This window comes from Dokdonella sp. (genome assembly GCF_039926425.1).
Taxonomy (GTDB): Bacteria; Pseudomonadota; Gammaproteobacteria; order Xanthomonadales; family Rhodanobacteraceae; genus Dokdonella_A.
Map to the genome: position 1 here is coordinate 1 of NZ_JBDSWZ010000034.1, position 25,603 is coordinate 25,603.

A 25,603-nucleotide genomic window follows, 5' to 3' on the forward strand; every position below is an offset into this window, starting at 1 on the left:
GCGCAATGGCCGACAAGGCACACGAGCAGAACGCGAAGTTGCTGGTGCGCCAGGCAAGGGCGGACGACATTCCCGCTTTGTTTGCACTGACAGCGCGCACCTACGGCGACGAATGGGGACATTCCGCCGACATGTTGCGCGGCCAGCAGGCACGCTTTCCCGAAGGCCAGTTCGTCGCCGAATACGAAGGGCGCGTCGTCGGTTTCTGCGCGACGTTCCGCATCGACGAAGCGAGCGCGATGCGCGCGCACAGCTGGCAGGAAATCAGCGGCGGCGGCTTCGCGTCGCGCCATGACCCGGAAGGGGACTGGCTGTACGGAATGGATGTCTGCGTCGACGAGGCGTTTCGCGGCCTGCGCATCGGTCGTCGTCTTTATGCGGCGCGCAAGAAGCTCTGTCAGAAGCTGAAACTGCGCGGCATCGTGTTCGGGGGTCGGCTGCCCGGCCTCGAGAAGCGCGTCAAATCGTTCGGATCGGTCGACGCCTACGTGCAGGCAGTCCGCGAAGGGCGCGTGCGCGACGCGACGATGAGCTTCCAGCTGCGCAACGGATTCGAACTGATCGGTGTGCTGCCGCGCTACGCACCCGGCGACCGCGAATCGATGGGATACGCCGCGCACCTGGTGTGGCGCAATCCGGATCGCCACGACCAGCCGTTGACACCGACGCCGCGCAATCCATCGCGCGTGCCCGACCGGGTGCGCATCGCGACGATCCAGTACCAGCAACGACGCATCACGCGGTTCGAGGAGTTCGCGACGCAGATCGAGTATTTCGTCGAGGTCGCTGCGGGCTACGAATCGGACTTCGTGGTGTTTCCGGAAATGATCACGCTGCAATTGCTGTCGATCGAGAATGCCCCGCTGCCGTCGGTGGAGGCGATCCGCCGGATCACCGAATACACCGATCGCGTGAAGGCGCTCTTCAGCGATCTGGCGGTGCGCTACAACATCAACATCATCGGCGGCTCGCATCCGACACTGATCGACGACGGCACGATGCGCAACATCTGCTACGTCTGCCTGCGTGACGGCTCGGTGCATCAGCAGCAGAAGATCCATCCGACGCCCAACGAACGCACATGGTGGGGCATCAAGGGCGGCAGCTCCGCGCAGGCGATCCAGACCGACTGCGGTCCGATCGGCGTGCTGATCTGCTACGACTCGGAATTTCCGGAACTCGCCCGCCACCTGATCGACCAGGGCGCGCTGATGCTGTTCGTGCCGTTCTGCACCGACGAGCGCCAGAGCTATTTACGCGTGCGCTACTGCTGCCAGGCGCGCGCAGTCGAGAACCAGTGCTATGTCGTTCTTTCCGGCAACGTCGGCAATCTTCCGGGCGTCAACAATTTCGACATCCAGTATGCGCAGAGCTGCATCCTGACGCCGTGCGATTTCCCGTTCGCGCGCGATGGCATTGCCGCCGATTCGACGCCGAACACCGAAATGGTGTTGTGGGCGGACCTGCGTGTGGAGGATCTCGCCCGCGCACGCAACAGCGGCACGGTGCAGAACGTGAAGGATCGCCGTCACGATCTCTATCAGGTGCGCTGGCTCGGTCGCGAGACATCGTGATGATCCGTTCTTTCGTGCGAACAGGACGATCGACAAACCGGATGTCGTAGGCCGGACGCGTCGTTTGCGACCGGCGCTCTAAGCGCCGGGCCGCGTCTTGATGTCCTGTTGGCTGATGAAATCGCCGATTGCCGCGCGCAAGCGAACGAGCCCTTCGGCAACGTCGTCGTCGCCGATCGTCAGCGGAGGAACGAAGCGCAGCACGTCGGGTCCTGCCTGCAGCAGAAGCAGGCCGCGCGCTGCCGCGTGGTCGAGGATCTCGCCGGCCTTGCCCCTGTATCGATCTGCGAGCACCGCGCCGATCATCAGGCCGCGTCCGCGCACCTGCTCGAACACGTTGAACTCCGCGTTGATTGCATTCAGCTCCGCGCGCAGCGCCTGCGACTGACGTCGCACGTTGTCGAGCACGGCAGGCGAGGACAGTTTCCGCAGCGCGACGCGCGCCACCGCGGCAGCGAGGGGATTGCCGCCAAACGTGCTGCCGTGCGCACCGAACTGCATCACCTGCGCGACCTTCGGGCCGGCCAGCATCGCGCCGATCGGAAAGCCGCCGCCGAGAGCCTTGGCAAGCGTCACGATGTCGGGGACGACGTCATCCTGCACGTGCGCGAACAGCGTGCCGGTACGTCCCATGCCGCACTGGATCTCATCGAGCACCAGCAGCGCGTCATGGCGATCGCACAGCGCGCGCACCTCGCGCAGGAAGCCCGCGGCCGCGGGCATCACGCCGCCTTCGCCCTGCACAGGTTCGACCAGCACCGCCGCAACGTCGCCGGCAGCGAATGCGTCGGCGAGCGCGGCCACGTCGTTGAATGCGCAGTAGCGGAAGCCCGCGGGCAACGGCTCGTAGCCCTCGTGGTATTTCGGCTGTGCGGTGGCGGTGACGGCAGCGAGCGTGCGTCCGTGGAATGATCCGCTGAAGCTGATGATCACGCGTCGCTCGGGTGGACGCCCCTGCGCCGCCGCCCAGCGGCGAACCAGCTTGATCGCCGCTTCGTTCGCCTCGGTGCCGGAGTTGCACAGGAACACGCGGTCGGCGAATGGTGCGGCGGCGACCAGTTCTTCGGCCAGCCGCAGCGGCGGCTCACTGTAGAACACGTTGCTGGTGTGCCAGAGTTTGCGCGCCTGCTCTTCGAGGGCAGCGAGGAGATCGGGATCGCAGTGGCCAAGCGCGTTGACGGCGATGCCGGCGCCGAAGTCCACATAGTCGCGCCCGTCGCGATCCCACACGCGCGAACCCGCACCGCGTGCGAGCACGATGTCGCGTGGCTTGTACACCGGCAGCCAGTAATTCCGACCCAGGTCGATCAGGTCGCTCGTCGATGCTTCCCGTTCGGTCACGCCCACGCCCTACCAGACGCCGGTGTTGGGCATCGACGCCCACGGCTCGGCGACACCCAGCGCATCGCCTTTCTGCAACAGCTCGATCGAAACGAGATCGGGCGATCGCACGAACGCCATGTGGCCGTCGCGTGGGGGTCGGTTGATGATGACGCCCATGGCGTGCAGCCGTGCACAGGTTGCGTAGATGTCGTCGACGCGGAAGGCGAGGTGGCCGAAGTTGCGCGCGCTGCCGTAATCCTCGGTGGAGCCCCAGTTCCACGTCAGTTCGATCTCCGCGTCCGGGGATTCCGTCGCAGCGAGAAAGATCAGCGTGAATTTACCCGCGGTATTCTCATTGCGACGCACTTCGCGCAGGCCGAGTCCGTCGCAGAAAAAGCGCAGACTCGCTTCCGGGTCGCGTACGCGGATCATCGTGTGCAGATATTTCATCGAAGGATCTCCTTGGCACGGGTGAAGGTTGCAACTGTGTACGTCAGGGGCGCTGGAACCGCGGCAGATAGTGCTGCAGTTGCTCAAGACGTCGCAGCGGATCGGTGATCTGCAACAAATGCTGCTTCTCGGTCTGTTCGAGCGGCAACAATTCGCCGAGACGGAACCCGACCCAGCTCGCATCGTCGAAACGCGCCCGATCGACCTGCGCGAACGCGCCGCCGATCTGCTCCAGCAACCGTTCGAGGATCGTCGCCAGCAGGCCGTGTTCCGGTGGAACCGCGACCTCCGCTTCGTGTGGCCACAGGCGCACGTCGCCGTGTATCAGGCCGTTGTCGCGGATCCACGTCGACGCCATCTGGAAGCGTTCGCCGCCCTCCGCGGTGATCCCGAGGAGACCATCGGAAAGGGTGCAGAAATCGGTGATCCGGGCAACCGTGCCGACGGCGGCCGGCAGCGCCGGTTCGCCCGCTTCGCGACCGTCGAGGATCAGGCAGACGCCGAATCCGGATCCGCTGCGCGAGCACTCGCGCACCAGATCGATGTAACGCTGCTCGAAGATGCGCAGGTTCAGCAGCGCGCCGGGAAACAGCACGTTCGAAAGCGGGAACAACGGCAGGTCGGTCAGCGGCATCGTGGACATCCGGCAGTGCGCAGGCGCGCAGATCAGGCCTCGGGTTGTTCGCGCAGCGCGTCGAAGAATCGCCGTGGCGCGTTCTCGAAACCGCCGTTCGACATGAACACCACATGGTCGCCGGCACGCGCCTCGGCAACCAGTCCGGCGACGAGTTCGTCGACGCTCGCGACCGTGCGACCCCGACCCGACAAGGCATCGACGATGCGCGTCGCGTCCCACGGAAGCTCGGCTCGTTTGAGGAAGGCCACCGTATCGGCATCCCGAAGGGACGGCGCGAGTTCGTCCGCGTGCGAGCCCATGCGCATCGAGTTGGAGCGCGGTTCCACGCCGACCAGAATCCGTGCAGTGCCGACCCGCGCGCGCAATCCCTGAAGCGTGGTCGCGATCGCGGTCGGATGATGGGCAAAATCGTCATAGACGCGCACGCCGCGATGTTCGCCGATCAGTTCCATGCGCCGCGCGACGTTGCGGAACGTCGCGAGCGCCGGCAGCGCGAGTGCGACGTCGACACCGGCCGCGTGCGCGGCGGCGAGTGCGGCGAGCGCATTCATCACGTTGTGGCGCCCGCTGAGCGACCAGCGGACGTCACCGATGTCGCGTCCGTCGTGCGCCACGATGAACGTCGAACCATCCGGCGACGTCAATCGTGCGCGCCAGTCGCCGGCATCGATACCGAACGTGTCGACCGGTGTCCAGCAGCCCATTGCGAGCACCTCGGCGAGACGCGCGTCCTCGGCGTTGACGATCAGCCGCCCGCTGCCCGGAACGGTGCGCACCAGATGATGGAACTGGCGCTGGATCGCGGCGACATCGGGAAAGATGTCCGCATGGTCGTACTCGAGGTTGTTGAGAATCGCGATCGTCGGTCGGTAGTGAACGAACTTCGAGCGCTTGTCGAAGAACGCGGTGTCGTATTCGTCCGCCTCGATCACAAAGTCCCGGCTCTGACCGATGCGCGCCGACACGCCGAAATTCGCGGGCACGCCACCCACCAGGAATCCGGGCGCAACTCCCTGCGACTCGAGGATCCAGGCGAGAAGGGACGTCGTCGTGGTCTTGCCATGGGTGCCGGCGACGGCCAGCACGCGGCGGTCCGCGAGCAGGGTTTCACCCAGCCATTGCGGACCGGAGACGTAGCGCAGTTGCGCATCGAGCATGTGCTCGATCGCCGGATTCCCGCGCGAGAGCGCATTGCCGACGATGACGAGGTCGGGTGCCGGGTGCAGGTGCCCGGCCTTGAACCCCTGCTTCAGAACGATTCCCAGCTGTTCGAGTTGGGTGCTCATCGGCGGATACACGTTCGTGTCCGACCCTTCCACGGTGTGGCCGAGTTCGCGCGCGAGTGCGGCGATGCCGCCCATGAATGTGCCGCAGATGCCAAGGATGTGCAGTCGCATGTCGAACGATTCCCGAATCAGGCTGCGGCGAACAGGATCTGTTCGATTGCGATGCTCGCGACCACCCAGGTGACGACGAGTGTGAGTGCGAACGCAAAGGTCGCCTGCATCGCATGGCGCATGATGTAGGCGTACACGACCATCTGCCAGCCGAGCGTTGCGAGAAAACCGATGCTCACGAGCACCTGCAGCGCACTCGGCGCGACCGACGGTTGCGTCGCCGCGGAATCGCCCGCATCCGGCGCAACGAACAGCAGCGCCAACGGAAGCTGCACCAGTGACATCAGCAGCGAGCATGCGACGAGCGCGCTCGCGGTCTGCACGTAACGGGCGCCAAGCCCGCGAACGCGCAAGGCGATCCAGCACAGGGCCAGCACGAGAGTGCCGGACATCAGTGAATGCGCAAGCGCGTTGTCGCCCTGGCCGAGCGCCTGGCCAATCACCAAGTCGAGCGCGATGCTGGCAACGAACAGCGAACCGAGCAATGCGGGCGCGTAGGGGAAATCCTGTGGATCGCCACGCAAGCGGGACAGATCGAGCGTGAGGCTCACGGGTCCGGCGATGGACGGCGGCACCGAACTCATCACGCACACCTGCGGCATGCCATCGACATCGGTCGCTGCGCTCCTTCAGACGGACGGATTCAGGCGCTTTGGGGCAACGCGCCGAGGATGCGCTGCGACACCTCGGCAAGATCGCCGACGCCGTCGACGACCTTCAGCTTGCCGATCTGCGCGAAATGGCGCGCCACCGGTTCGGTCTGTTCGGCATACACCCTCAGCCGTTCGCGTACTGTTTCGGGCGTGTCGTCCTTGCGTCCCTGCGCGGCGGCGCGACCGGCGATGCGGTCGACGATGAGTTCACTCGGAACGTCCAGCTTGATCGCGACCTCGAGCGGCTGCCCGATGCGAGCAAGCAGGGTTTCGAGTGCTTCGCATTGCGCAACGTTGCGCGGATACCCGTCGAGAATGAAACCTTTGGTTGCGTCAGCATGCGCCAGCCGGTCTTCCAGCATGCCGAGGACGATGGCGTCGGACACCAGCTGGCCGGCATCCATCACGGCTTTCGCCTCGATGCCGAGCGGAGTTCCGGCTTTCACCGCGGCGCGCAACAGGTCACCCGTCGATACGTGCGGAATGCCCAGTTCGCCTTTCAGCAGTTCCGCTTGCGTGCCCTTGCCCGAGCCGGGCGCGCCGAGTAGAACAAGTCGCATGGTGCTCCGATGGCGCTCGATGGCGCGGCATTCGCGAAAAGGGAAAAAGTCGGCATCCGCGGACGGTGCCACCTACAATGCGGTAACGCTAGCGGCTGGCCAGAACAGTGTCAAACCGCGACAGGCAAGGAGTTCGCATGGGCCGTGGTCGTTTGTTGTACGCGCAATCGGGCGGTGTCACCGCCGTGATCAACGCCACCGCGGCGGCGGTCATCGAAACCGCGCGCGCCGCCCGTGTCCCGGTGCTCGCCGCCCGCAACGGCATCCTTGGCGCATTGCGTGAAGACCTGATCGACACGACGAAGGAGACGCGCAGCGCCATTGCGGCATTGCGCCACACCCCGGGTGGCGCATTTGGCTCGTGCCGCTACAAGCTGCGCTCGCTGGAGCACAACCGCGCCGAATACGAGCGCCTGATTGCCGTGTTTCGCGCGCACGACATCCGCTGGTTCCTCTACAACGGCGGCAATGATTCCGCCGACACGGCACTGAAGATCTCGCAGATCGGACAGGAACTCGGCTATCCCATCAACGTGATCGGTGTGCCGAAGACGGTCGACAACGACCTTGCGGTGACCGACACCTGCCCGGGCTTCGGTTCGGTCGCGAAATACATTGCCGTGTCGGTCGCCGAAGCGAGCCTTGACGTCGAATCGATGTGCGAGTCGTCCACCAAGGTGTTCATCGTCGAGGTGATGGGACGTCATGCGGGCTGGATCGCCGCCGCGAGCGGAATGGCGGCGCGCAAGGCCGGCGAGCCGCCGCACCTGATCCTGTTTCCGGAAATTCCGTTTGACGAAGCGCAGTTCCTGCAGCGCGTGAAGGCCTGCGTCGAAAAGGTCGGCTACTGCACGGTTGTCGCCTCGGAAGGCATCAGGAACAAGGCGGGGCAGTTCCTTGCCGAAGCGGGCACACGCGATGCATTCGGCCACACCCAGCTCGGTGGCGTCGCACCGTTTCTCGCCGAACGCGTCAAAGCGAAGCTCGGGTACAAGTATCACTGGGCGCTGCCGGATTACCTGCAGCGTTCGGCGCGGCATCTGGCCTCGAAGACGGACGTGCTGCAGGCCTACGCCGTGGGCAAGGCGGCAGTGGAGTACGCGATGGCGGGCAGGAATGCGGTGATGCCGGTGATCGTGCGCACCTCGGACACGCCGTATCGCTGGAAGATCGAACCAGCGCCCCTGTCGAAAGTGGCGAACCACGAGAAGAAACTGCCGAAGTCGTTCATCACGAAGGACGGCTACGGCATCACTGCGGCGGCGCGCCGCTACCTCGAACCGCTGATCCGTGGCGAGGATCCGCCGCCGTATGGTCGCGACGGGTTACCCATCTACGTGCGCCTTGAAAACCGATCGGTCTCCCGCACGCTGCCGGCTTACACGATCGACGACCGCTGACACGACTCGGGTGGCCCGGCGCCGCGTGGCGCAGCGGCGCCGACCGCATGCAGAGAGCGGGAGCGATCGTGCTGCCCGCCAGCGTGATAGGCGCGTCCCGCGAATGCCCGCCGCAGCCTTATGCTGCGACGCAACAATGCGCGCTGCGCGACGCCGTGGCTATACTCGGGGTCGGCTTCTCGCGTGTCCCGCTGTTTTATCTCCAAGTCCTGGTATCTGAAGGGAGGGTTCGATGCTGTTTCATGACCACGGTTTATTGATTGCGTTGATTTGTGCGGGGCTTGCGATCGTTTATGGCGTGTGGTCGATCCGCTGGATCCTGGCCAAGCCGGCGGGCAATGCGCGCATGCAGGAAATTGCCGCCGCCATCCAGGAAGGCGCGCGGGCGTATCTCAACCGCCAGTACGGCACGATCGGTGTGGTCGGCGCCGTGTTGTTCGTCGCGGTCGGATTCGCCCTCGACTGGCTCACCGCGATCGGCTTCGCGGTCGGCGCGATCCTCTCAGGCCTGACCGGCTACATCGGCATGAACATCTCGGTGCGTGCCAACGTGCGCACTGCGGAAGCCGCGCGCAGCGGCATTCCAGCGGCGCTCGCGGTCGCGTTCCGCGGTGGCGCGATCACCGGCATGCTGGTGGTCGGGCTCGCGCTGCTCGGCGTTGCCGGTTATTTCATCGTGCTGACACACCACCTCGGCCAGACCCAGGACCAGGCGCTGCATTCGCTGATCGGACTCGCGTTTGGTTCGTCGCTGATCTCGATCTTTGCGCGCCTCGGCGGCGGCATCTTCACCAAGGGTGCGGACGTCGGTGCGGATCTGGTCGGCAAGGTCGAAGCCGGAATACCGGAAGACGATCCGCGCAACCCGGCGGTCATCGCGGACAACGTCGGCGACAACGTCGGCGATTGCGCCGGCATGGCGGCCGACCTGTTTGAAACCTACGCGGTGACGCTGATCGCGACGATGCTCCTCGGCGGCGTGATGGTTGCTCAGGCCGGCGCGAACGCGGTCCTTTATCCGCTCGTCCTCGGCGGCGTGTCGATCGTTGCGTCGATCATCGGCACGTTCTTCGTCAAGGTCAGCCCCGGCGGCAAGATCATGAACGCGCTGTACAAGGGCGTGATCGTTTCGGCGGTGCTTGCTCTGATCGCGTTCTACCCGGTCACGCGCGAACTGATGGCCGACAGCTCCTACGGCGTGATGAACATCTTCGGCTGCACGATCATCGGACTGGTGCTCACCGGCTTGATGGTCGTGATCACCGAGTACTACACCGCGACGGAATATGCGCCGGTGCGTCACATCGCGAAGGCATCCACCACCGGGCACGGCACCAACATCATCGCCGGCCTCGGCATCTCGATGAAGTCGACGGCCTGGCCGGTGCTGACGGTCTGCGCCGCGATCTGGGGCGCCTATCACCTTGCCGGTCTGTACGGCATCGCGATCGCAGCAACGGCGATGCTGAGCATGACCGGCATGATCGTCGCGCTCGATGCGTACGGCCCGATCACCGACAACGCGGGCGGCATCGCCGAGATGGCGGAGCTGCCGCCGGTAGTCCGCGCGGTCACCGATCCGCTCGACGCGGTGGGCAATACCACCAAGGCCGTCACCAAGGGCTACGCAATCGGTTCGGCCGGACTCGCCGCGCTGGTGCTGTTCGCCGACTACACGCACAAGTTGCAGGACGCCGCCAAAGCGAAGGCAGCTCTGACCGGCCTGCCCGAGCAGATCTACACCTTCGATCTGTCCAATCACTACGTGATCATCGGCCTGCTGATCGGCGGACTGATTCCGTACCTGTTCGGTGCGATGGCGATGGAAGCGGTCGGTCGCGCAGCCGGTGCGGTGGTCGAGGAAGTGCGCCGCCAGTTCCGCGAGATCAAGGGCATCATGGAAGGCACGGCCAAGCCGGATTATTCGCGCGCGGTCGACCTGCTGACCAAGTCGGCGATCAAGGAAATGATGATCCCGTCGCTGCTGCCGGTGGTGGTGCCGATCCTCGTGGTCGTCATCTTCCGCTGGATCGGTGGGCCGCTCGCCGGCGCACAGACGCTTGGCGGCGTGCTCATCGGCACCATCGTCACCGGCCTTTTCGTCGCGATCTCGATGACCACCGGTGGTGGCGCATGGGACAACGCGAAGAAGTACATCGAAGACGACAACTTCGGCGGCAAGGGCTCGGAAGCGCACAAGGCCGCGGTCACCGGAGACACGGTCGGCGACCCGTACAAGGACACCGCAGGTCCCGCGGTCAATCCGCTGATCAAGATCATCAACATCGTCGCGCTGCTGCTGGTGCCGCTGCTGTAATGCAGCACGCGTAGGAGCGGCTTCAGCCGCGATGCTCGTGTAATACGAAAAGCCCCGCCAAGTGCGGGGCTTTTTTCTGGTCACGCCGCGATGCGTGTTGCGTGACATCAGTGCGGAAAAATCGAATTGGAAGCGGCGGCCGCAGCACCCCATCGGAATTCGCTCCGGCACTTCGAATGCGCCAAGGAAGCGCACCTGCGCAAGGCTGCAAGAGTTGAATCCGACGGGGCCGATTGCGAGGCGATGCTGCCGTCGCGCGGTGGACATTTGCGGCGCGCTCTGCGATAGAACGCGTTCGCCATGTCAGCCGGAGTGCCCGATGATTCTGCCCAACGTCCTGTTCGCCGCCGGCATCGTGTTGGCCGGTACCACTCCTGCCGCCGACGCTCCAGTCGGCTCGGCATCGTCTTCCGACGGTGATGCGTTCGCATGGCTGGAAGACATCCACGGCGCCAAGCCGCTCGAATGGGTGGCCGGACGCAACGCAAAAACGAAGGCCGCGTTTGCCGATGCTCCTGCGTTCGAGACGACGCGCAAACGCATCCTCGAAGTGCTCGACTCGAAGGAGCGCATTCCCGGCGTTCGAAAGATCGGCGACCTCTACTACAACTTCTGGAAGGACGAGACACATCCGCGCGGACTGTGGCGACGGACGACGCTCGTTGACTACCGCAAGGAGCATCCCGCATGGGAGACCGTGCTCGATCTCGATGCGCTCGGAGTGACCGAGAAGCAGCCATGGGTGTGGCACGGGGCGCAATGCCTGAAACCCGATGAGCGCCTGTGCCTGTTGTCGTTGTCACCGGGTGGTGGCGATGCCACTGTCGTGCGCGAGTTCGACCTGCAAGCCAAGACGTTCGTCAAAGACGGATTCACGCTGCCGGAAGCGAAATCGCAGGTCGCGTGGATCGATCGGGATCGTCTCTATGTCGCGACGGATTTCGGTCCTGGCTCAATGACGAAGTCGAGCTATCCACGCATCGTGAAGGAATGGAAGCGCGGCACGCCGCTGTCGTCGGCGACGGTCGTCTACGAAGGCACCGCCGACGATCTCGCGATCAGCGCACAGCACGATCCAACGCCGGGATTCGAGCGCGATTTCGTCACCCGGACGATCGATTTCTTCACCAGTGAAACCTTCCTGCGGCGCGAGAGCGGCACGCTGGTGAAGATCGACGTGCCACTCGACGCCATCGTCGATGCGCATCGCGAATGGCTGTTGATCCAGCCGCGCACCGCGTGGAAGGTCGGTGCCACGACGTATCCGTCCGGCTCGCTGCTGGCGACCAGGTTCGACGCGTTCGTCGGCGCAAAAGACGGCGCAAACATGTCCCCGATGTCCGTGTTGTTTGCGCCTGGCGACACCACGTCGCTGTCCGACTACTCGTGGACGCGCCATCACCTGATCCTCAACCTGCTCGACAACGTCGCCAGCCGCCAGGAAATCCTGACCCCCGGCGATGGCGCGTGGAAGCGGGCGCCGCTTCCCGGCGCGCCGCCGTTGAGTACCGTGTCGGCCGGCGGCATCGATGCGGACCACGACGACACCTATTTCCTCAACGTCACCGGCTACCTCGCGCCGGACACGCTGTATTACGGAACGCTTGGGAGCGGCGACGCCTCGCCGATCAAGCGCGCGCCGGCGTTTTTCGATGCATCGAAGAACGAGGTTCACCAGTATTTCGCGGTGTCGAAGGACGGCACGCGCATTCCGTATTTCGAGATTGCGCCGAAAGGCCTGAAGCTCGACGGTTCGCATCCGACGTTGCTGTACGGGTACGGCGGCTTCGAGGTATCGGAGCAACCGCATTACAGCGGCAGTGTCGGGCGCAGCTGGCTCGAACGCGGCGGCGTGTATGTCGTTGCGAACATCCGCGGCGGCGGCGAGTTCGGGCCGCGCTGGCATCAGGCGGCGCTCAAGGCGAACCGGCTGCGCGCGTACGAGGATTTCGCCGCGGTCGCGCGCGATCTGGTCAAGCGCGGCGTCACCTCGCGCGCGCGACTCGGGGCCGAAGGCGGCAGCAACGGCGGGCTGCTGATCGGCAACATGCTGACGCTGTATCCGGAACTCTTCGGCGCACTCGTGTGCGAAGTGCCGCTGCTCGACATGAAGCGCTACACGCATCTGTCGGCCGGTGCATCGTGGATCGCCGAGTATGGCGATCCGGACAAGCCTGACGAATGGGCGTTCATCCGGACGTTTTCGCCGTATCACAATGTCGAGAAGGGCAAGGACTACCCACCGATCCTGTTCTACACCGCGACCAGCGACGATCGCGTCGGACCGGTGCAGGCGCGCAAGATGGCGGCGAAGATGCAGGACATGGGCTACGCCAACGCGTGGTTCTATGAGAACACCGAAGGCGGCCACGGTGCGGCGGCGAACAACCAGCAATCGGCGTTCCTGCATGCTCTGGCCTACACCTTCCTGTGGGATCAACTGGCGACCAAGGCGACACCATGAGAACGATCGCACTGATGTGCGCAATTCTGAGCAGCGGAACGCTTCACGCCGCCGCTCCGACGACGGTCGATGCAGCGATCGCGCAGGCCGCGAAAGCGCACACGCCGGTACTGCTCGATTTCAGTGCCCCGTGGTGCTACTCGTGCTATTTCATGGAAACGCACGTGTTGAACGGCAAGGAATGGACCGCGCTGAATGCGAAGGTGATCATCGCGCCGATCGACGCCGACTCGCCGGATGGCGCGGCCTGGATGAAGAAGCTCGACGTGAAGGCGTTGCCTGCCTATGTCGTGCTCGATGAGAACGGTGCCGAACTCGGCACGATTCTCGCCGAGCAGACGCGCGAGGTGTTCTATCCGGCGATCGCGAAGATCATCGACGGCGCGAGCACGCTCGATGGCTTCAAATCGAAAGCCGAGGCTGGATCGATCGACTCCGTCGCGACGGTGCTCGGCGCCTATTCGGCGCGAGACGATGGCAGCGCAGGACTTGCGTGGTATGCGACGCTGCCGCCGTCGACGCGCCAATCGGCTGCGCGCCAGAGCCACGTATCGTTGTGGCTCGCGCGTCTGGAACTCGCGCGCGCCGTGCACGCCGACGACAATGCGGGCAGCATCGCCGCTGCGCAGAAGGTACTGGCCGGCGACATCGGCTGCGACCGCCCGTACATCGTCGACCGCTTGCTGGAGGCGAGCGACAAGCAAACGCCAGCGGCGCGATCCGCGTTGCTGAAGCGCCAACGGGCCGCGCTCGACACGATGCTCGATCACGACTTCTTCGTTGCGAAGCCTGCTTGCGCCGACCAGCGCAGCGCGGTCGTCGCCACCGCCGACGTCGATTCCGCGCTCGGTGACGCGGTGGCCGAGAAGGCGGTGCTGGATCGGGCCATCGACGCGGTGCGAGTCCAGCTGGGCGGCAATCTGACGAAGGATCGCAACGCGGCCGACAACCTGCGTGTCTACCTCGTCCGCGCCAAACGGACAGCCGAGCTCGATGCGCTGTATCCGCGATTGATCGCCGCGTATCCGGACGACTACGTGTACCCGTACCGGTTCGGCAGGAGCCTGCTCGAACGCGGGCAGCCGGCCAGGGCGTTGCCGCTGCTCGAGGCGGCCGCGGAAAAGTCTTACGGCGAAAACAGGCTCGCTGTCGCCACCCAGCGCGTGCTGGCGTTGAAGGCACTCAAGCGCCAGGCCGATGCCGAGAAAGTGGTTTCAGACGTGCTGGAGCAGACGGGTCAGTGGTTCCCTGAGCAGGTGGCAAAGCTGCGCAAGACGCTCGGGACCTGAGCGGTTTAAACCCTGGCGCTTGAGCCCGCATCGTATCGGTGGTCCAACCTGGAGTGATTCCCATGCGCCGCGTTCTCCTGCTTGCCTTGCTCGTCCCTGTGTTCGCATTTGCGAACGAATGCCGCTTCACCGCGCAACGCGATTTCGACGTCGACAGCGCGGGGCTCGCGACCCTTGCGTTCGCACTGGGTTCAAGCGACATCACCGTGGAAGGCGTGCCCGGTCTCGCCCGGATCGAGGTCCGCGCCAAGGCCTGTGCGTCCGACGAATCATGGATCGCCGGCCTCACCGTCGACCAGCAGCGCGCGGGTGATCGGCTGTCCGTCACGCCACATTCCGATCGCGGTTCGAACTGGAGCTGGTTCGGGTCCAGCTACGCCTACATCGACCTGCGCGTGCGCGTGCCGGAAAACCTGGCGATCGAGATCAACGGAAGTTCGTCCGACGCCGAGGTCAGCGGTGTTGCGTCGCTCGCGTTCGATGCAAGCTCGGGTGACTTGCGCGTCCGTCACGTTGCCGGGCCGCTGACGATCGAGGTCAGTTCGGGCGACGTGATCGCCGACGACATCGGCAGCGTCGAGATCCGCCGCACGTCGTCAGGCGACATGGGCCTGCGCGACGTCAAGGGTGACGTGAAGGTCGGGCGTGGCGGCTCGGGCGATCTGCAATTCAGTCACATCGGTGGAAACGTCGACGTTGGCGCGGTCGGTTCCGGCGACGTGACGATCAACAGTGTCGACCGCGACGTGACGATCGGATCGATCGGGTCAGGCGATGTCAGTGTCGATGCGATCGGTGGAAACTTCACGCTGCGCTCGCGTGGTTCGGGCGACGTGCGGCATCACGACGTGCGCGGGACCGTCTCGGTGCCGCACGACAACGACGACTGAGCAGGGTCGGGTTCGGAGCGCTTTCGTCGGGCCGCGGTGCGCGGCCTCGCGACGAGAGCGCCGATCTTAGCGAGGTGATCGCCCAGACGCATCAGCGTGATCACGTCCTGGCGGTTGTGGTCGAGCACGCGCGCGAGATTGACGCTGGATTGTCCGCGTAAAAACGCCAGCCATGCGGCCGGAGCTTGTGCTCCCGGCAAGTCGTCGTCGCGGACGATGGAAAGAACTTCGCGCTCGATCGTTGCGAGCCGACAGTTGGGCAATGTTTCGCGGTACGCGCGACGGGTCGGATGCAGCCAGTCGATGTGCGGCAGGTCGGCCAGGCGGTGCGCGACACGATTGAGTCGCAGGCGTCCCTTCAGCAGCGGCGCGTCGTAACTCTTGCCGTTGTAGCTGACGAGGATCGTGTCTTCACGGAGCCACGTCGCGAATGTGTGCAGCATCGCGGTCTCGCCCGCGATCGTGGTGAGGTACAACTGGCGAATGGTCAGCACGTTCGCGTTCCACGCCGCGACGCCGATCATGAACGCGCGTGTTCCGACGCCGCCGGCGAGGCCGGTCGTTTCGGTGTCGAAACAGAACAGGCGCCGGCGATCGATCGGGACGTCCGCAATACGCGGCACAAGGATCGTCGGCTCCGCATCGAATGCGAACACTTCTTCGACGAGGTACACGCCGGCGGCAATTTCGACGCCCTTCGGCGGCGTCAGTGCGCGCGCAAAGGTGCGATCCCGTCGACGTAGCAGCCCTCGCAAGTGATCGAGCCGATCAGGCGCGGCAACACCGCTCGCCGCCGGTTCACTGCGAATTCCCGCATCGAGGCGGAGTCTGCGCAAGCGCTCGGCGATCTCGCTCATGCGCCGAGCAGACCCAGTACAGTCGCCGCGCGTTCGCGCTGCGTCGAGACGTGTGGATCGTCATTGTTGAGCACTGGACCGACACACGCAGGACAGCCGCCGGAGCATTCGCACGCCTGCACCAGGTCGATCGCCTGTTGCACCAGCAGTGCGGCGTGGCCGAACAACGGCTCGGACATCCCGATGCCGCCAGGAAAATTGTCGTAGAGATACAGGGTGGGCAGGAACTGGGCGACGCTGTCCGGATCGCGCGGAGCGCCGCCGGCGTCGCGCCACTGGCCGCGGCCTTGCGGGTCGCGCGTCGCGAACCACGCCGCATCGCCAGACCCGACTGCTTTCTGCAAATCGCGGCCGTCGGCCATCACGCGAACCGATGCCACCGTGCGCAGCGCATAGGCGGCGCCGAGAAATCCATCAAGCGCTTCCTGGCGACTTGCAAACGCCTGTTCCAGCGATGCCTGGGTCAGCTGCCACCACAAGGCGGTCGTATGGAGTTCCTGGTCTGGCAGATTCACAGGACCGTAGCCAATGTTCTCGTGACTGTAGAAGCGGATCTTCTTGTAGCCCGACACGTGCCGCACGACATGCACTTCACCGTGATGGCAGGTGCCGTCGCCCGCATTGGAGCCATCGAATCGGTCGAGCACCTTGAGGCGCGTGAAGTCGATGGCGTCGGTGTAGTAGTCGGCCGTCGTCGGCGTGACGAAAGCCTTGCGGCCTTCCCAGTCCAGTTTTTCCACCTGGTACGGCTTCGACTGCACCATGTAGATCGCGCCTTCATACAACGTCAGCGCTGCACTGCTGTAGTCGACTTCCGCGATGATCACCTGCCGACCATTGCTGCGGTCGACGACAACGAAGTTGCCGTCGGCAACCGAGCGCAGGCTCACCGCGCCGGCGGGATAGCTGTCGGCGATCCAGTCCCAGCGTTGCCCCTCGTGATGCAGCACGCCCGATTCCGCCAGCACTTCGAGGAAATCGTCGACGGCGTTTTCGCCGAAGCGGTCGCCGGATGCGAACGGCAATTCGAATGCCGCGCAGCGGATGTGGTCGAGCAGGATCAGCAACTGGTCCGGTGCGATGCGCGCGTGTTCCGGCGGCGCGGATTCGAAGAATTCCGGATGGCGAACAATGTACTGGTCAAGCGCCTGGCTCGACGCGATCATCACGCCGAGCGAGGGCTGCTGGCGACGACCGGCGCGACCGAGACGTTGCCAGGTCGCCGCGATCGAACCGGGAAATCCGTTGAGGATCGCGACATCGAGCGCGCCGATGTCGACGCCGAGTTCGAGCGCCGATGTACTGACGACGCCGTCGATGTGTCCGGCGCGCAGCGCGCGTTCGGTCTCGCGCCGCTCAGTCGGGAGATAACCGCCGCGATAGGCGCGGATGCGCGCGGGCTTGCGCGGATCGTGGTCGAACACATCCTTCAGATATTTCGTGAGCACCTCGACCATCAGACGCGACTGCGCGAACACGATCGTCTTCATTTTCGATCGTATCGCGTGGCGCGCAAGTCGCATCGACTGCGATCGCGCCGATGCCCGCATGCCCAGATCCGGATTGATCACCGGCGGATTCCACAACAACACATGGCGCTCGCCGCACGGCGCGCCGCTGCGCGTGATCGCGTGCACCGGTTCACCGAGCAGCGCCTCTGCATGTTCCTTCGGATTTCCGATGGTTGCCGAACACAGGATGAAAGTGGGCGACACGCCATAGAACGCGCACACGCGCCGCAACCGTCGGATCACGTTGGCAACGTGCGATCCGAACACGCCACGATAGGTGTGCACCTCGTCGATCACCACGTATCTGAGCGACTCGAAGAACTGCGCCCACTTCGTGTGATGAGGAAGAATCGCCTGGTGCAGCATGTCGGGATTGCTGACGACGATGTCGCCTTTGACGCGAATGGCCTGGCGCGCATCGCTCGGCGTGTCGCCGTCGAACGTGTAGGTGCGAAGGCCGAGATCGCCGGCGCGGTTGAGTTCGAGCAACTCGGCGACCTGGTCCTGCGCGAGCGCCTTGGTTGGAAACAGATACAACGCTTTCGCACGCGCGGATCTCACCGCCTCGATCACTGGCAGGTTGTAGCAGAGCGTCTTGCCCGAAGCGGTCGGCGTGACGACAACGACATGCTCCCCGGCAAGCACGTGATCCCAGGCTTCCCGCTGGTGCGAGTAGAGCGACGTGACGCCGCGACGTTCGAGCGCGTCGCGCAGGTCCTCCGATAGCTCGGGCGGAAATTCCGCATACGATGCCGGCTGCGCGGGACGCCGGAAATAGCCGGTGATCCGATCGCCGTACTTGCGAGCCCAGCGCTCGACCAGGTGCTCCACCGGCGACGCCACCAGCGGTCGGGAAGGTTCTTTTTCCAGGGAAAGCGACATGGCGGCACCTTGAAATGGAAGAGCGCCTTTTAGCGGCTGACGTTCTCAGCATGTGAGACTCCGTCGACGACGCGCTCATTCCTCGCTACAACGTCAATGCTCCGATCTGTCGCGCAGGTGGATCATGAAGACGCGCGATGCATCCGATCGGATGCAGCGATCGTCGTCCCTTCGTCGGCAAACGTCTCATCGAGAAGATCGGCAGGCGTCGATCCGTGCGCGGGAGTCACATGAACCGATCACAAAAAAAAGGGAGACCGTTTGGCCTCCCTTTGGAAACACTTCGAGTGCAACGATTTATTTCGTGGCTGCCTTCATTTCAGCAGCCATCTTCGCGTGTTCTTTCAGTGTCGGCAGCGTTTCTTCGGCAAACGCCTTCAGTTTCGCGTCTTGGCCGGATTTGATCTCTTTCTCGAAGAGAGCAATCGTCTCGCTGTGATCCTTCACCATGGCCGTCGCGTACGCCTGGTCGAACGCCTTTCCCTGCATCGACGTCAGCTTCGCAGCATCGGCTTTCTGCTGCACGGATGGGCCGGACGCGACCGTGAATCCACCGGCAGAAGCAGCGCTCTTCAGGGCATCGTTGGCTTTGCCGTGATCGTCCACCATGTGCTTTGCAAACGACTTGACGTCCTCCATTGTTCCCTGGGTGGCCGCAACCTTTCCGAGGGCGACTTCGGCGGCGCCGCCCTGCGATGCCTTGGTGACGAAGCTCTGGTCCATCGTTGCGTCCTTCGCATGGACGTGCGCAGTGCACGCAATGGCGAGCGCTGTTGCAAGTGCGATTTGCGATTTCATGGTGGATCCTCTCAATCAACAGGAACCCCATGACATACCTGCAACGCTGAATTCGCGCGCAGGACGACGGCAGATGGCGAGCAAGTGTTCAGGCAAGGAGCGGGCGAGCGAGAACGACGCGGGTCATGTGCGAACGTCCGCGTCAGTCGCTTCAATTGCGGACGACGGCGGACTCCGGTGGCCACACCGGACTGCTTGACGGCGGTGATATAAAGGACGGATGACGTGCGTCGAGCGCGCTATCCATAATCCCCGGAATTGCAATGAAAGACGACACGATCCTGCGTGAGGAGATGTCAGCAATGATCGAGCTGGTTGCGCGCATGTTCGCGTCGCATCCGGAGCGCGCCGCGTATACGAATCGATGGGCCAAGCTTGAGCTCGACACATTCAAGACCGGGTCGCCGTACGTGTTGCAGGTGCTCCGAGATATCCGCAACCGTGCGGCCGACATCGTCGCATCCCAGCCGCGTTAGCACGCGTGCCGCTGGAGTGCTTCGACGCACTCCAGCGGTTCGCGACGAGACATCAGCGGGAGCGCCAGCCTGTCGGTGCCGCACTTTCATTCATCGCTGCCATGCGTGGCGCGCGAGGTGAGTGGGTCATCATCGGCCACCACGCATTCCATTCCGCGCGCGAGACTTTCCCGTCGCCACTTGCATCCGCCACAGGCAGATCGCGCAAAAGGCCTACTGCGTGCTGGCGTTCAAGTTCATCGATCGAGAGATAGCCATCGTTGTCGGAGTCGAACGACGTCCATGCGGCGTCAGAGTTGCTGCCGTCGCCGCTGATCGTTGATTGGCCGCGCACATAAGTGCCTGTCGCGCAACCGGATGCAGAAACAACGATGGCGCAAAGAAGGAGGGGACGAATCAGATTCATGGGCTTGCTCCGATTGACGGGAAGAAGAAGTATCGACGGTATCAGTAGCCGACGCGATCACCGCGCGAGTCGACAGAATAGGCGTCCGTCAATTCGCGCCCTGTGAACGCGTCGAACCACCCAACACCGCCCATTCATCTTCCGTTGCGGTCGGCGAAGGAACCGATCCGCAACGGTGTGGGTCCGTCTCGGACACGCTGCTACGACGTCAACCACAGGTGCACGAGAATGCTGGCGACATAGCCCAGTGCAATCACCAGCGTCCAGCGCAAATGCGCGGTAAACGTGTAGAGACCGCGCGACGCGCCCATCAGCGCAACGCCAGCGGCCGAACCGATCGACAGCAGGCTTCCGCCGACGCCAGCGGTCAGGGTGATCAACAGCCACTGGCTGTGGTCCATCGCGGGATTCATCTTGAGCACCGCAAACATGATCGGAATGTTGTCGACGACCGCGGAGAGCACGCCGAGTGCGGTATTCCCTGCGGTGAACCCGAATCCGCCGTACAGCCAGCGAGATGCGATTTCAAGGTAACCGATCGCGGCTAGCGCGCCGACGCAGGCAAACACACCGTAGAAGAACAGCAGCGTGTCCCACTCGGCATTCGCGATGATCTTGAAAATGGAGTAGCCATGCTCGCCTTCCTGCTTGTTGGCGAGCGCGTAGCGGCGTTGCTGCCAATCGATTCGGCTGGCGACGAAGTTGAGTAGCGCGAGACCGGTCAACATGCCGTAGACCGCCGGCATGCCCAGCCACTGGCGGCCCACGACGGTCATCAGAATCGTCAGCCCGAACGACACGCAGATGCCGATGCCACCGGGCTTGATGCGCAAATCGTTGGCGGCGGGATGCGGTCGTCCAGCTGGAATCGTGAAGGACATCACCAGCGCCGGCACCAGCCAGTTCACCAGAGATGGAACGAAGATCGCGAAAAATTCGAGAAATTCGACCTTGTGCGCCTGCCAGACCATCAATGTGGTGATGTCGCCGAAGGCGCTCCATGCGCCACCTGCATTTGCGGCCACCACCAGGTTGACGAAACTGAGCGTGACGAATCGCGGGTTGCCGGAACACACCGCGAGGATCACCGCCGACATCACCAGCGCGGTCGTCAGGTTGTCGAGGACGGGAGACAGGAAGAATGCCATCGTTCCGGTGATCCAGAACAACTGGCGGTAGCTGAACTGGCGCTTCACCAACTCCGTGCGCAGCGCATCGAAGATGCCGCGCTCGCCCATTGCGGTGACATAGGTCATCGCCACAACCAGGAAGAAAAAGACTTCCGAATATTCGAGGAACATCTCTTCGAACGCTTCGCGGACAACGGACACCTCGCTGCCGGGAACTGCAGTCCACCACGCCAGCAGGCCCCACATCAGCGCGGCGGCCAGCATCACCGGCTTCGACTTGGCGATGTGGATCCGGTCTTCAAGGACCACAGCTGCGTAGGCCAGCACGAACAGCCCCAACGCGATCCACCCGATCGGGTGGGCAACCAGATCGAACGGCGCAGCAGCCATCTCTTTCGCGTCCACATCGCTGGCGAAGAGCATCAGCGCAATGAATCCGGATGTGATTCGCAACATGGTGTCGTGCTCCTGCGGCAGGCACCGGGTCGCTGCCGGCGAATACAAAGGTTCCGGCTGGAGCGTCGCACTCAAGCAGAGGGTTGGCGGACGAATGCGAGCCGACCGAGCTCCCATGATACGACAGCGCGAAAACGCGTCGGACTCACGCGGACGGCGCTGTCCGTTCTACGTCACGGACGTGCTTGGTGGGTGAATCGCCAGTGAGCCAACTCGGCATGCGCCGCTGAGCGCCGCGTCCAACGAAAGCAGCAGCGCCAACGCACGAATCATCGGTGAGTGATCAACGTGTCCGCACACGCAAGGAAGTGGCCAAAAGCAAAAGCGCATGACTGCAAGCAGGATCACGCTCGCGGTGAAGGGCGGAAACCCTCGCTATCGCTGGGTCTTCGGCCTTGCCGAGGTGTCTTGACACGGATTAGTGGTGGCTATGGGTGGACTCGAACCACCGACCCCAGCATTATGAGTGCTGTGCTCTAACCAGCTGAGCTACATAGCCAACGGGGCGCAACCTCGCCGAAGCACGCGCGAGGGGCGAGCGATTCTAGTTCCCCGGGGCGTGCTGTCAACCCCGACGCTGGCCGATTGCCTTGCCCCGTGCGCAAGGGCTGTGGAAGAATCAGGCGCATCAAGGTAGTTCAAGGCCTTCCCCGTGATCGATCCCGATGGCTACCGACCGAATGTCGGCATCATCCTGCTCAACGAACAAGGCCACGTCTTCTGGGCCCGTCGCATCGGCCGCGATGGCTGGCAGTTTCCGCAGGGCGGCATGCGCAGCGACGAAACGCCGATCGAGGCGATGTATCGCGAGCTTGAGGAGGAAACCGGCCTGCGTCCACATCATGTGGAGGTCCTTGGTGCGACGCCGGGCTGGCTCCGCTACCGGTTGCCGCCGCGGCTGATCCGCCGGCACGAACGGCCCATCTGCATCGGGCAGAAGCAGGTGTGGTTTCTCCTGCGCATGGTCGGCGAGGAAACCGCGTTCTGCCTCGATGGCAACGAGCATCCAGAGTTCGATCACTGGCGCTGGGTCGAGTTCTGGTATCCAGCGGCGCACGTGGTCAACTTCAAGCGACGCGTGTACGAGCAGGCCTTGCGCCATCTGGTGACCCTCGCTGAGGGAAGCTGCAGCATTTCACTGCGTGAGCAGCGCTGGCTTGTGGAGCTTGCCACGGGCACCTGAACTGGGCGCGGCGAAAGTTGTTGACAATCATTCGTATTTGCATTTGAATGGCGACATCCAGTCTCGGATTCCGCCATGTACGTGTGCATCTGCAACGCTGTTACCGATCGGGCCATTCGCGATGCCGCGTCCGATGGCGTTCGCTCGTTCGCGGAGCTTCGCCAGCGCACCGGCTGCGGAGACTGTTGCGGCAGTTGTGAAGACCTCGCCCGTGACATCCTTGACAGCGCCGTCCAGGGACGGGTGCTCGATCTGCCGCTGATGTCTGTCGCGGCCTGATTTTTCCGCCGGTTTTTTTCGTGCCGGCATTGCGCGCGCAAATGCGTGCGATTGTCGTTTCCTCATCGTTTCCTGCGTGCACGGTATAGTCCGCCGCAAACAGGCGTGGCGCACATGCGCGTCGCGCGACATCATTCCGGAGGCCACGCGATGAAGGGCAATGCAACGATCATCGGGCACCTCAACAAGGCGCTCTACAACGAACTCACCGCGATCAACCAGTATTTCCTGCATGCGCGCATGTACCGCAACTGGGGCTACAAGGAACTGGCGGAGCACGAATACAACGAGTCGATCGACGAGATGAAGCACGCCGACAAGCTGATCGAGCGGATTCTTTTCCTCGATGGCCTGCCGAACCTGCAGACGCTTGGCAAGCTGCTGATCGGCGAGTCGCCGAAAGAGGCGCTCGCGTGCGACCTGCAACTGGAAATGCTCGCGGTGCCCGATCTGAAGGCCGGCATCGTCGATTCCGAGAAACTCGGCGACTTCGTCACGCGCGAACTGTTCGAGCACATTCTCGCGTCGGAAGAGGAGCACATCGACTGGCTCGAGACGCAGCTCGGCCTGATCGCGCGCCTCGGCGAAGTGCCTTACCTGCAGACCAAGATCGGCAGCTGATCGCGCGTACTGCGTCAGGCGTCGTCGCTCCGCGGCCAGTCGACGAAGCGCGGAACCGATTCAGAGCACGCCGGCCTGGAAGTCGAATGCGAGGTCGGCGCCAGGCTGCTGCACGAAGTTGCCCTGGATGAAGTCGACGCCAGCCACCCACAGCGACGCAGTACTGCGCGCATCCTCGACGCGCGGCGCAATCACGCGCTTGCCGATGTCCTGCAGGTGTTCGACGAGCGTTTTCAGCTCGGCCGCCACCGCGGCATCGGTCAGCCGCAGATAGCGCGGCGAGACCTTCACGTAGTCCACCGGCAGCGACTGAAGCAGACTCTCGCCAGCGACGCCGCTTTCGAACCCGGAGACGGTGAAGGTCGTCCCGAACTCCTTCAGCGCCAACACGTGTCGCCGGACTTCGTCGACGGCACGGGCGGCATCGTCCGCGTGCAGTTCGACGGAAATGGCATCGCCTGGGATGCCGTGTTCGGCTAGCAGGTCGCGTAGCCAGAGCGCGTGGTCGGGATCGCACAGGCTGTCGAGCGACTGACTGATGAACAGACGCGGCAGGCGCTGCGCTTTCGTACGCTTGACGAGAAGCTCCACGCAATGGGAGAGCACCCAGCGGTCGATCGCGCGAATCAGCCCGGCTCGCTTCGCCTCGGGAATCACTTCTGCCGCCGTGTGCACGCGTTGGTCGTCGCCCTGCATGCGCAGCAGCACCTGAAACTGCGCATCGTCTTCACCGCGCAGCGACACGATCGGCTGGAACAACAACTGGAACCCGGTTGTTTCGAGTGCGAAGCGAATGCGTTCGAGCAGTCCGATTTCGACCGCCACTTCCACTTTGCGCACGACCGACACACCATGGCGTCCTGCGGCAAGCTGCGCATCGATCGCGCCAATGGCCGCGTCGCGCATTGCGTCGACGTGCAATGCGCCGGCGACGAACGGGCAAACGCCGATGTCGAACACGACGCGCTCGCCTGCGCCGAATGACTCGCGCGCGACGCGATCGCGCAGGTTGAGTGCATAAGGCTCGAGTAGACCGGGATCGCAATCGGGATTGAACAGCAGAAACATCCCGTCACCTGCATCCGCGACCAAGTCATTGCGACCGACATGGCCCACCAAGAAATCCCCGATCGCCCCGGTCAGTTCCGGCCAGGCCTGTGCTCCGGTCTTTTGGCGCAGAGCGTCCGCGTCCTGCAGCACCAGCACCAGCAGGCCGCCGGCACGGATGCGCGCATCATCCATCGCCAAACAGTCGGACAAACGCTGCATGACTTGTTCGGCGGTTCGTCCGGCACCAGCGGTCAACGGAACGACGGTGGCGAGTCCGGCAAGCTCTGCCTCCCTGAACGCCGATGTCGGCGGGCGCGTCGCCGACGATGGAATCGGGGCGAATCCACTGGCGGGCGACATCGCCGAAGCAACTTGGGTGGGCGATTCGATGGCAGGAGTCAATGCTGCGGAAAACAGCGACCAATGGTTCTCGGGTGGCGTTTCCAGCAACGGAAAACCGCGTTCGTGGGTGGCAGTATCCATGGCGACGTGCGAATTCTCGCTGACGTCCGGATGTTCGTCCGATCCTTGTTGTTGATGGAGCGCGAGAGCATCGATCAGTTTTTCGATGCGCACAGTGGTGGACTGGTCGGGAAGACGTGCCGGTTCAAGCAACGAGGCCACGGTTTCGCGCAATGCGTCGAGCTGCGCTGCCAGATCGGTCGGGCCATTTGCACGCGTGGCATTCGCGATCATTGCCGCATCGTCGGCGAGGAGAGTGAGGGCGTTGATGTCCCATCCGCTCAGCCCGAGTCGCGCTCCGCGCAGACACAGGCGCGCCAGTCTCTGCGGCAACTGCAGCATGAGCAGCTGCTCGCGTCCCGGATCCTGCGCATCGATTTGTTGCGCCGACATTCGCTCTCCCCCTGCGATCGACTATACCGTGTGCGGTTGAGTGGCGGTCAGGGCTTGACCACGACGAGGATCACGATGCCGATCAGCAGAACCGCCGGTACTTCGTTGAAAAGCCGCAGCCAACGGCTCGAATGGCGAACGGTGT

Annotated in this window: 21 protein-coding genes, 1 tRNA gene and 1 pseudogene; 10 read left to right on the forward strand and 13 right to left on the reverse strand. The window is 63.8% G+C overall.

Annotated features, from left to right (window positions below; translation table 11 throughout):
* Positions 1 to 5 precede the first annotated feature (5 nt).
* Positions 6 to 1,574, forward strand: a complete 1,569-nt coding sequence (locus ABIV12_RS01960; RefSeq protein WP_348055724.1) for a bifunctional GNAT family N-acetyltransferase/carbon-nitrogen hydrolase family protein — start codon at positions 6 to 8, stop codon at positions 1,572 to 1,574.
* 78 nt (positions 1,575 to 1,652) lie between these two features.
* On the opposite strand, the gene ABIV12_RS01965 is transcribed toward ABIV12_RS01960, so the two are convergent.
* The 6 genes from ABIV12_RS01965 to ABIV12_RS01990 are packed head-to-tail and all read right to left on the reverse strand — an operon-like array spanning position 1,653 to position 6,594.
* Positions 1,653 to 2,915 carry an acetylornithine transaminase gene (locus ABIV12_RS01965; protein WP_348055684.1) on the reverse strand — a complete coding sequence of 421 codons (1,263 nt, stop codon included), beginning with the start codon at positions 2,913 to 2,915 and terminating at the stop codon, positions 1,653 to 1,655.
* 9 nt (positions 2,916 to 2,924) lie between these two features.
* The gene (locus tag ABIV12_RS01970; protein ID WP_348055686.1) at positions 2,925 to 3,347 is read right to left on the reverse strand and encodes a VOC family protein; all 423 of its coding nucleotides are present in this window, start codon (positions 3,345 to 3,347) and stop codon (positions 2,925 to 2,927) included.
* Between the two features lie 43 nt (positions 3,348 to 3,390).
* Complete coding sequence (locus tag ABIV12_RS01975; RefSeq protein ID WP_348055688.1) at positions 3,391 to 3,981, reverse strand: LON peptidase substrate-binding domain-containing protein; 591 nt, start codon at positions 3,979 to 3,981, stop codon at positions 3,391 to 3,393.
* A gap of 32 nt (positions 3,982 to 4,013) precedes the next feature.
* Positions 4,014 to 5,381 (reverse strand): UDP-N-acetylmuramate:L-alanyl-gamma-D-glutamyl-meso-diaminopimelate ligase, encoded by a 1,368-nt coding sequence (mpl, locus tag ABIV12_RS01980; protein WP_348055690.1) that lies wholly within the window; start codon positions 5,379 to 5,381, stop codon positions 4,014 to 4,016.
* Between the two features lie 17 nt (positions 5,382 to 5,398).
* A complete protein-coding gene (locus ABIV12_RS01985; RefSeq protein ID WP_348055692.1) occupies positions 5,399 to 5,983 on the reverse strand; it encodes a hypothetical protein in 585 nt (194 codons plus the stop codon).
* Between the two features lie 41 nt (positions 5,984 to 6,024).
* Complete coding sequence (locus ABIV12_RS01990) at positions 6,025 to 6,594, reverse strand: adenylate kinase (RefSeq protein WP_348055694.1); 570 nt, start codon at positions 6,592 to 6,594, stop codon at positions 6,025 to 6,027.
* 137 nt (positions 6,595 to 6,731) lie between these two features.
* Here ABIV12_RS01990 and ABIV12_RS01995 point away from each other — a divergent pair, with 137 nt between their 5' ends.
* The 5 genes from ABIV12_RS01995 (at position 6,732) to ABIV12_RS02015 (ending at position 14,954) form a co-directional block, all read left to right on the forward strand.
* Positions 6,732 to 7,994 (forward strand): 6-phosphofructokinase, encoded by a 1,263-nt coding sequence (locus ABIV12_RS01995; RefSeq protein ID WP_348055696.1) that lies wholly within the window; start codon positions 6,732 to 6,734, stop codon positions 7,992 to 7,994.
* Between the two features lie 232 nt (positions 7,995 to 8,226).
* Complete coding sequence (locus ABIV12_RS02000; RefSeq protein WP_348055698.1) at positions 8,227 to 10,311, forward strand: sodium-translocating pyrophosphatase; 2,085 nt, start codon at positions 8,227 to 8,229, stop codon at positions 10,309 to 10,311.
* Between the two features lie 319 nt (positions 10,312 to 10,630).
* On the forward strand, positions 10,631 to 12,775 hold the full coding sequence (locus ABIV12_RS02005) for a prolyl oligopeptidase family serine peptidase (RefSeq protein ID WP_348055700.1): 2,145 nt from the start codon (positions 10,631 to 10,633) through the stop codon (positions 12,773 to 12,775).
* Positions 12,772 to 14,064 carry a thioredoxin family protein gene (locus ABIV12_RS02010; protein WP_348055702.1) on the forward strand — a complete coding sequence of 431 codons (1,293 nt, stop codon included), beginning with the start codon at positions 12,772 to 12,774 and terminating at the stop codon, positions 14,062 to 14,064. Before ABIV12_RS02005 ends, ABIV12_RS02010 begins: the two co-directional genes overlap by 4 nt.
* Before the next feature lie 62 nt (positions 14,065 to 14,126).
* Complete coding sequence (locus tag ABIV12_RS02015) at positions 14,127 to 14,954, forward strand: DUF4097 family beta strand repeat-containing protein (RefSeq protein WP_348055704.1); 828 nt, start codon at positions 14,127 to 14,129, stop codon at positions 14,952 to 14,954.
* Here ABIV12_RS02015 and ABIV12_RS02020 read toward each other — a convergent pair.
* The 3 genes and pseudogenes from ABIV12_RS02020 to ABIV12_RS02030 all read right to left on the reverse strand — a co-directional run bounded on the left by ABIV12_RS02020 (position 14,906) and on the right by ABIV12_RS02030 (position 19,002).
* Positions 14,906 to 15,811, reverse strand: coding sequence for a ribonuclease H-like domain-containing protein (locus tag ABIV12_RS02020; protein WP_348055706.1), 906 nt, complete (start codon positions 15,809 to 15,811; stop codon positions 14,906 to 14,908). The two genes, ABIV12_RS02015 and ABIV12_RS02020, sit on opposite strands and share 49 nt — an antisense overlap.
* A 68-nt stretch (positions 15,812 to 15,879) precedes the next feature.
* Positions 15,880 to 18,144 (reverse strand): annotated as a pseudogene (locus ABIV12_RS02025) (DEAD/DEAH box helicase); the annotation flags it as partial.
* A gap of 357 nt (positions 18,145 to 18,501) precedes the next feature.
* The gene (locus tag ABIV12_RS02030; protein ID WP_348055708.1) at positions 18,502 to 19,002 is read right to left on the reverse strand and encodes a DUF4142 domain-containing protein; all 501 of its coding nucleotides are present in this window, start codon (positions 19,000 to 19,002) and stop codon (positions 18,502 to 18,504) included.
* A gap of 263 nt (positions 19,003 to 19,265) precedes the next feature.
* On the opposite strand from ABIV12_RS02030, the gene ABIV12_RS02035 reads away from it, so the two are divergent.
* Positions 19,266 to 19,478 carry a hypothetical protein gene (locus ABIV12_RS02035; RefSeq protein ID WP_348055710.1) on the forward strand — a complete coding sequence of 71 codons (213 nt, stop codon included), beginning with the start codon at positions 19,266 to 19,268 and terminating at the stop codon, positions 19,476 to 19,478.
* 52 nt (positions 19,479 to 19,530) lie between these two features.
* Here ABIV12_RS02035 and ABIV12_RS02040 read toward each other — a convergent pair whose 3' ends face one another.
* The 3 genes from ABIV12_RS02040 to ABIV12_RS02050 form a co-directional block, all read right to left on the reverse strand.
* Complete coding sequence (locus ABIV12_RS02040) at positions 19,531 to 19,884, reverse strand: hypothetical protein (protein WP_348055712.1); 354 nt, start codon at positions 19,882 to 19,884, stop codon at positions 19,531 to 19,533.
* A gap of 200 nt (positions 19,885 to 20,084) precedes the next feature.
* On the reverse strand, positions 20,085 to 21,470 hold the full coding sequence (gene nhaD, locus ABIV12_RS02045) for a sodium:proton antiporter NhaD (protein WP_348055714.1): 1,386 nt from the start codon (positions 21,468 to 21,470) through the stop codon (positions 20,085 to 20,087).
* Positions 21,471 to 21,892: 422 nt separating this feature from the next.
* Positions 21,893 to 21,969: transfer RNA gene (locus tag ABIV12_RS02050), tRNA-Met, on the reverse strand.
* 153 nt (positions 21,970 to 22,122) lie between these two features.
* Here ABIV12_RS02050 and ABIV12_RS02055 point away from each other — a divergent pair.
* The 3 genes from ABIV12_RS02055 to bfr all read left to right on the forward strand — a co-directional run bounded on the left by ABIV12_RS02055 (position 22,123) and on the right by bfr (position 23,553).
* Positions 22,123 to 22,653 (forward strand): RNA pyrophosphohydrolase, encoded by a 531-nt coding sequence (locus ABIV12_RS02055; protein WP_348055716.1) that lies wholly within the window; start codon positions 22,123 to 22,125, stop codon positions 22,651 to 22,653.
* Positions 22,654 to 22,728: 75 nt separating this feature from the next.
* Positions 22,729 to 22,932 carry a (2Fe-2S)-binding protein gene (locus tag ABIV12_RS02060; RefSeq protein ID WP_348055718.1) on the forward strand — a complete coding sequence of 68 codons (204 nt, stop codon included), beginning with the start codon at positions 22,729 to 22,731 and terminating at the stop codon, positions 22,930 to 22,932.
* A 150-nt stretch (positions 22,933 to 23,082) separates the two neighbouring features.
* Positions 23,083 to 23,553: a bacterioferritin gene (bfr, locus tag ABIV12_RS02065; protein WP_348055720.1), complete on the forward strand. Its 471-nt coding sequence runs from the start codon at positions 23,083 to 23,085 to the stop codon at positions 23,551 to 23,553.
* A 60-nt stretch (positions 23,554 to 23,613) separates the two neighbouring features.
* Here the strand turns inward: bfr and ABIV12_RS02070 are convergent, their stop codons facing one another.
* Positions 23,614 to 25,458 (reverse strand): EAL domain-containing protein, encoded by a 1,845-nt coding sequence (locus ABIV12_RS02070; protein WP_348055722.1) that lies wholly within the window; start codon positions 25,456 to 25,458, stop codon positions 23,614 to 23,616.
* Positions 25,459 to 25,603: the final 145 nt, after the last annotated feature.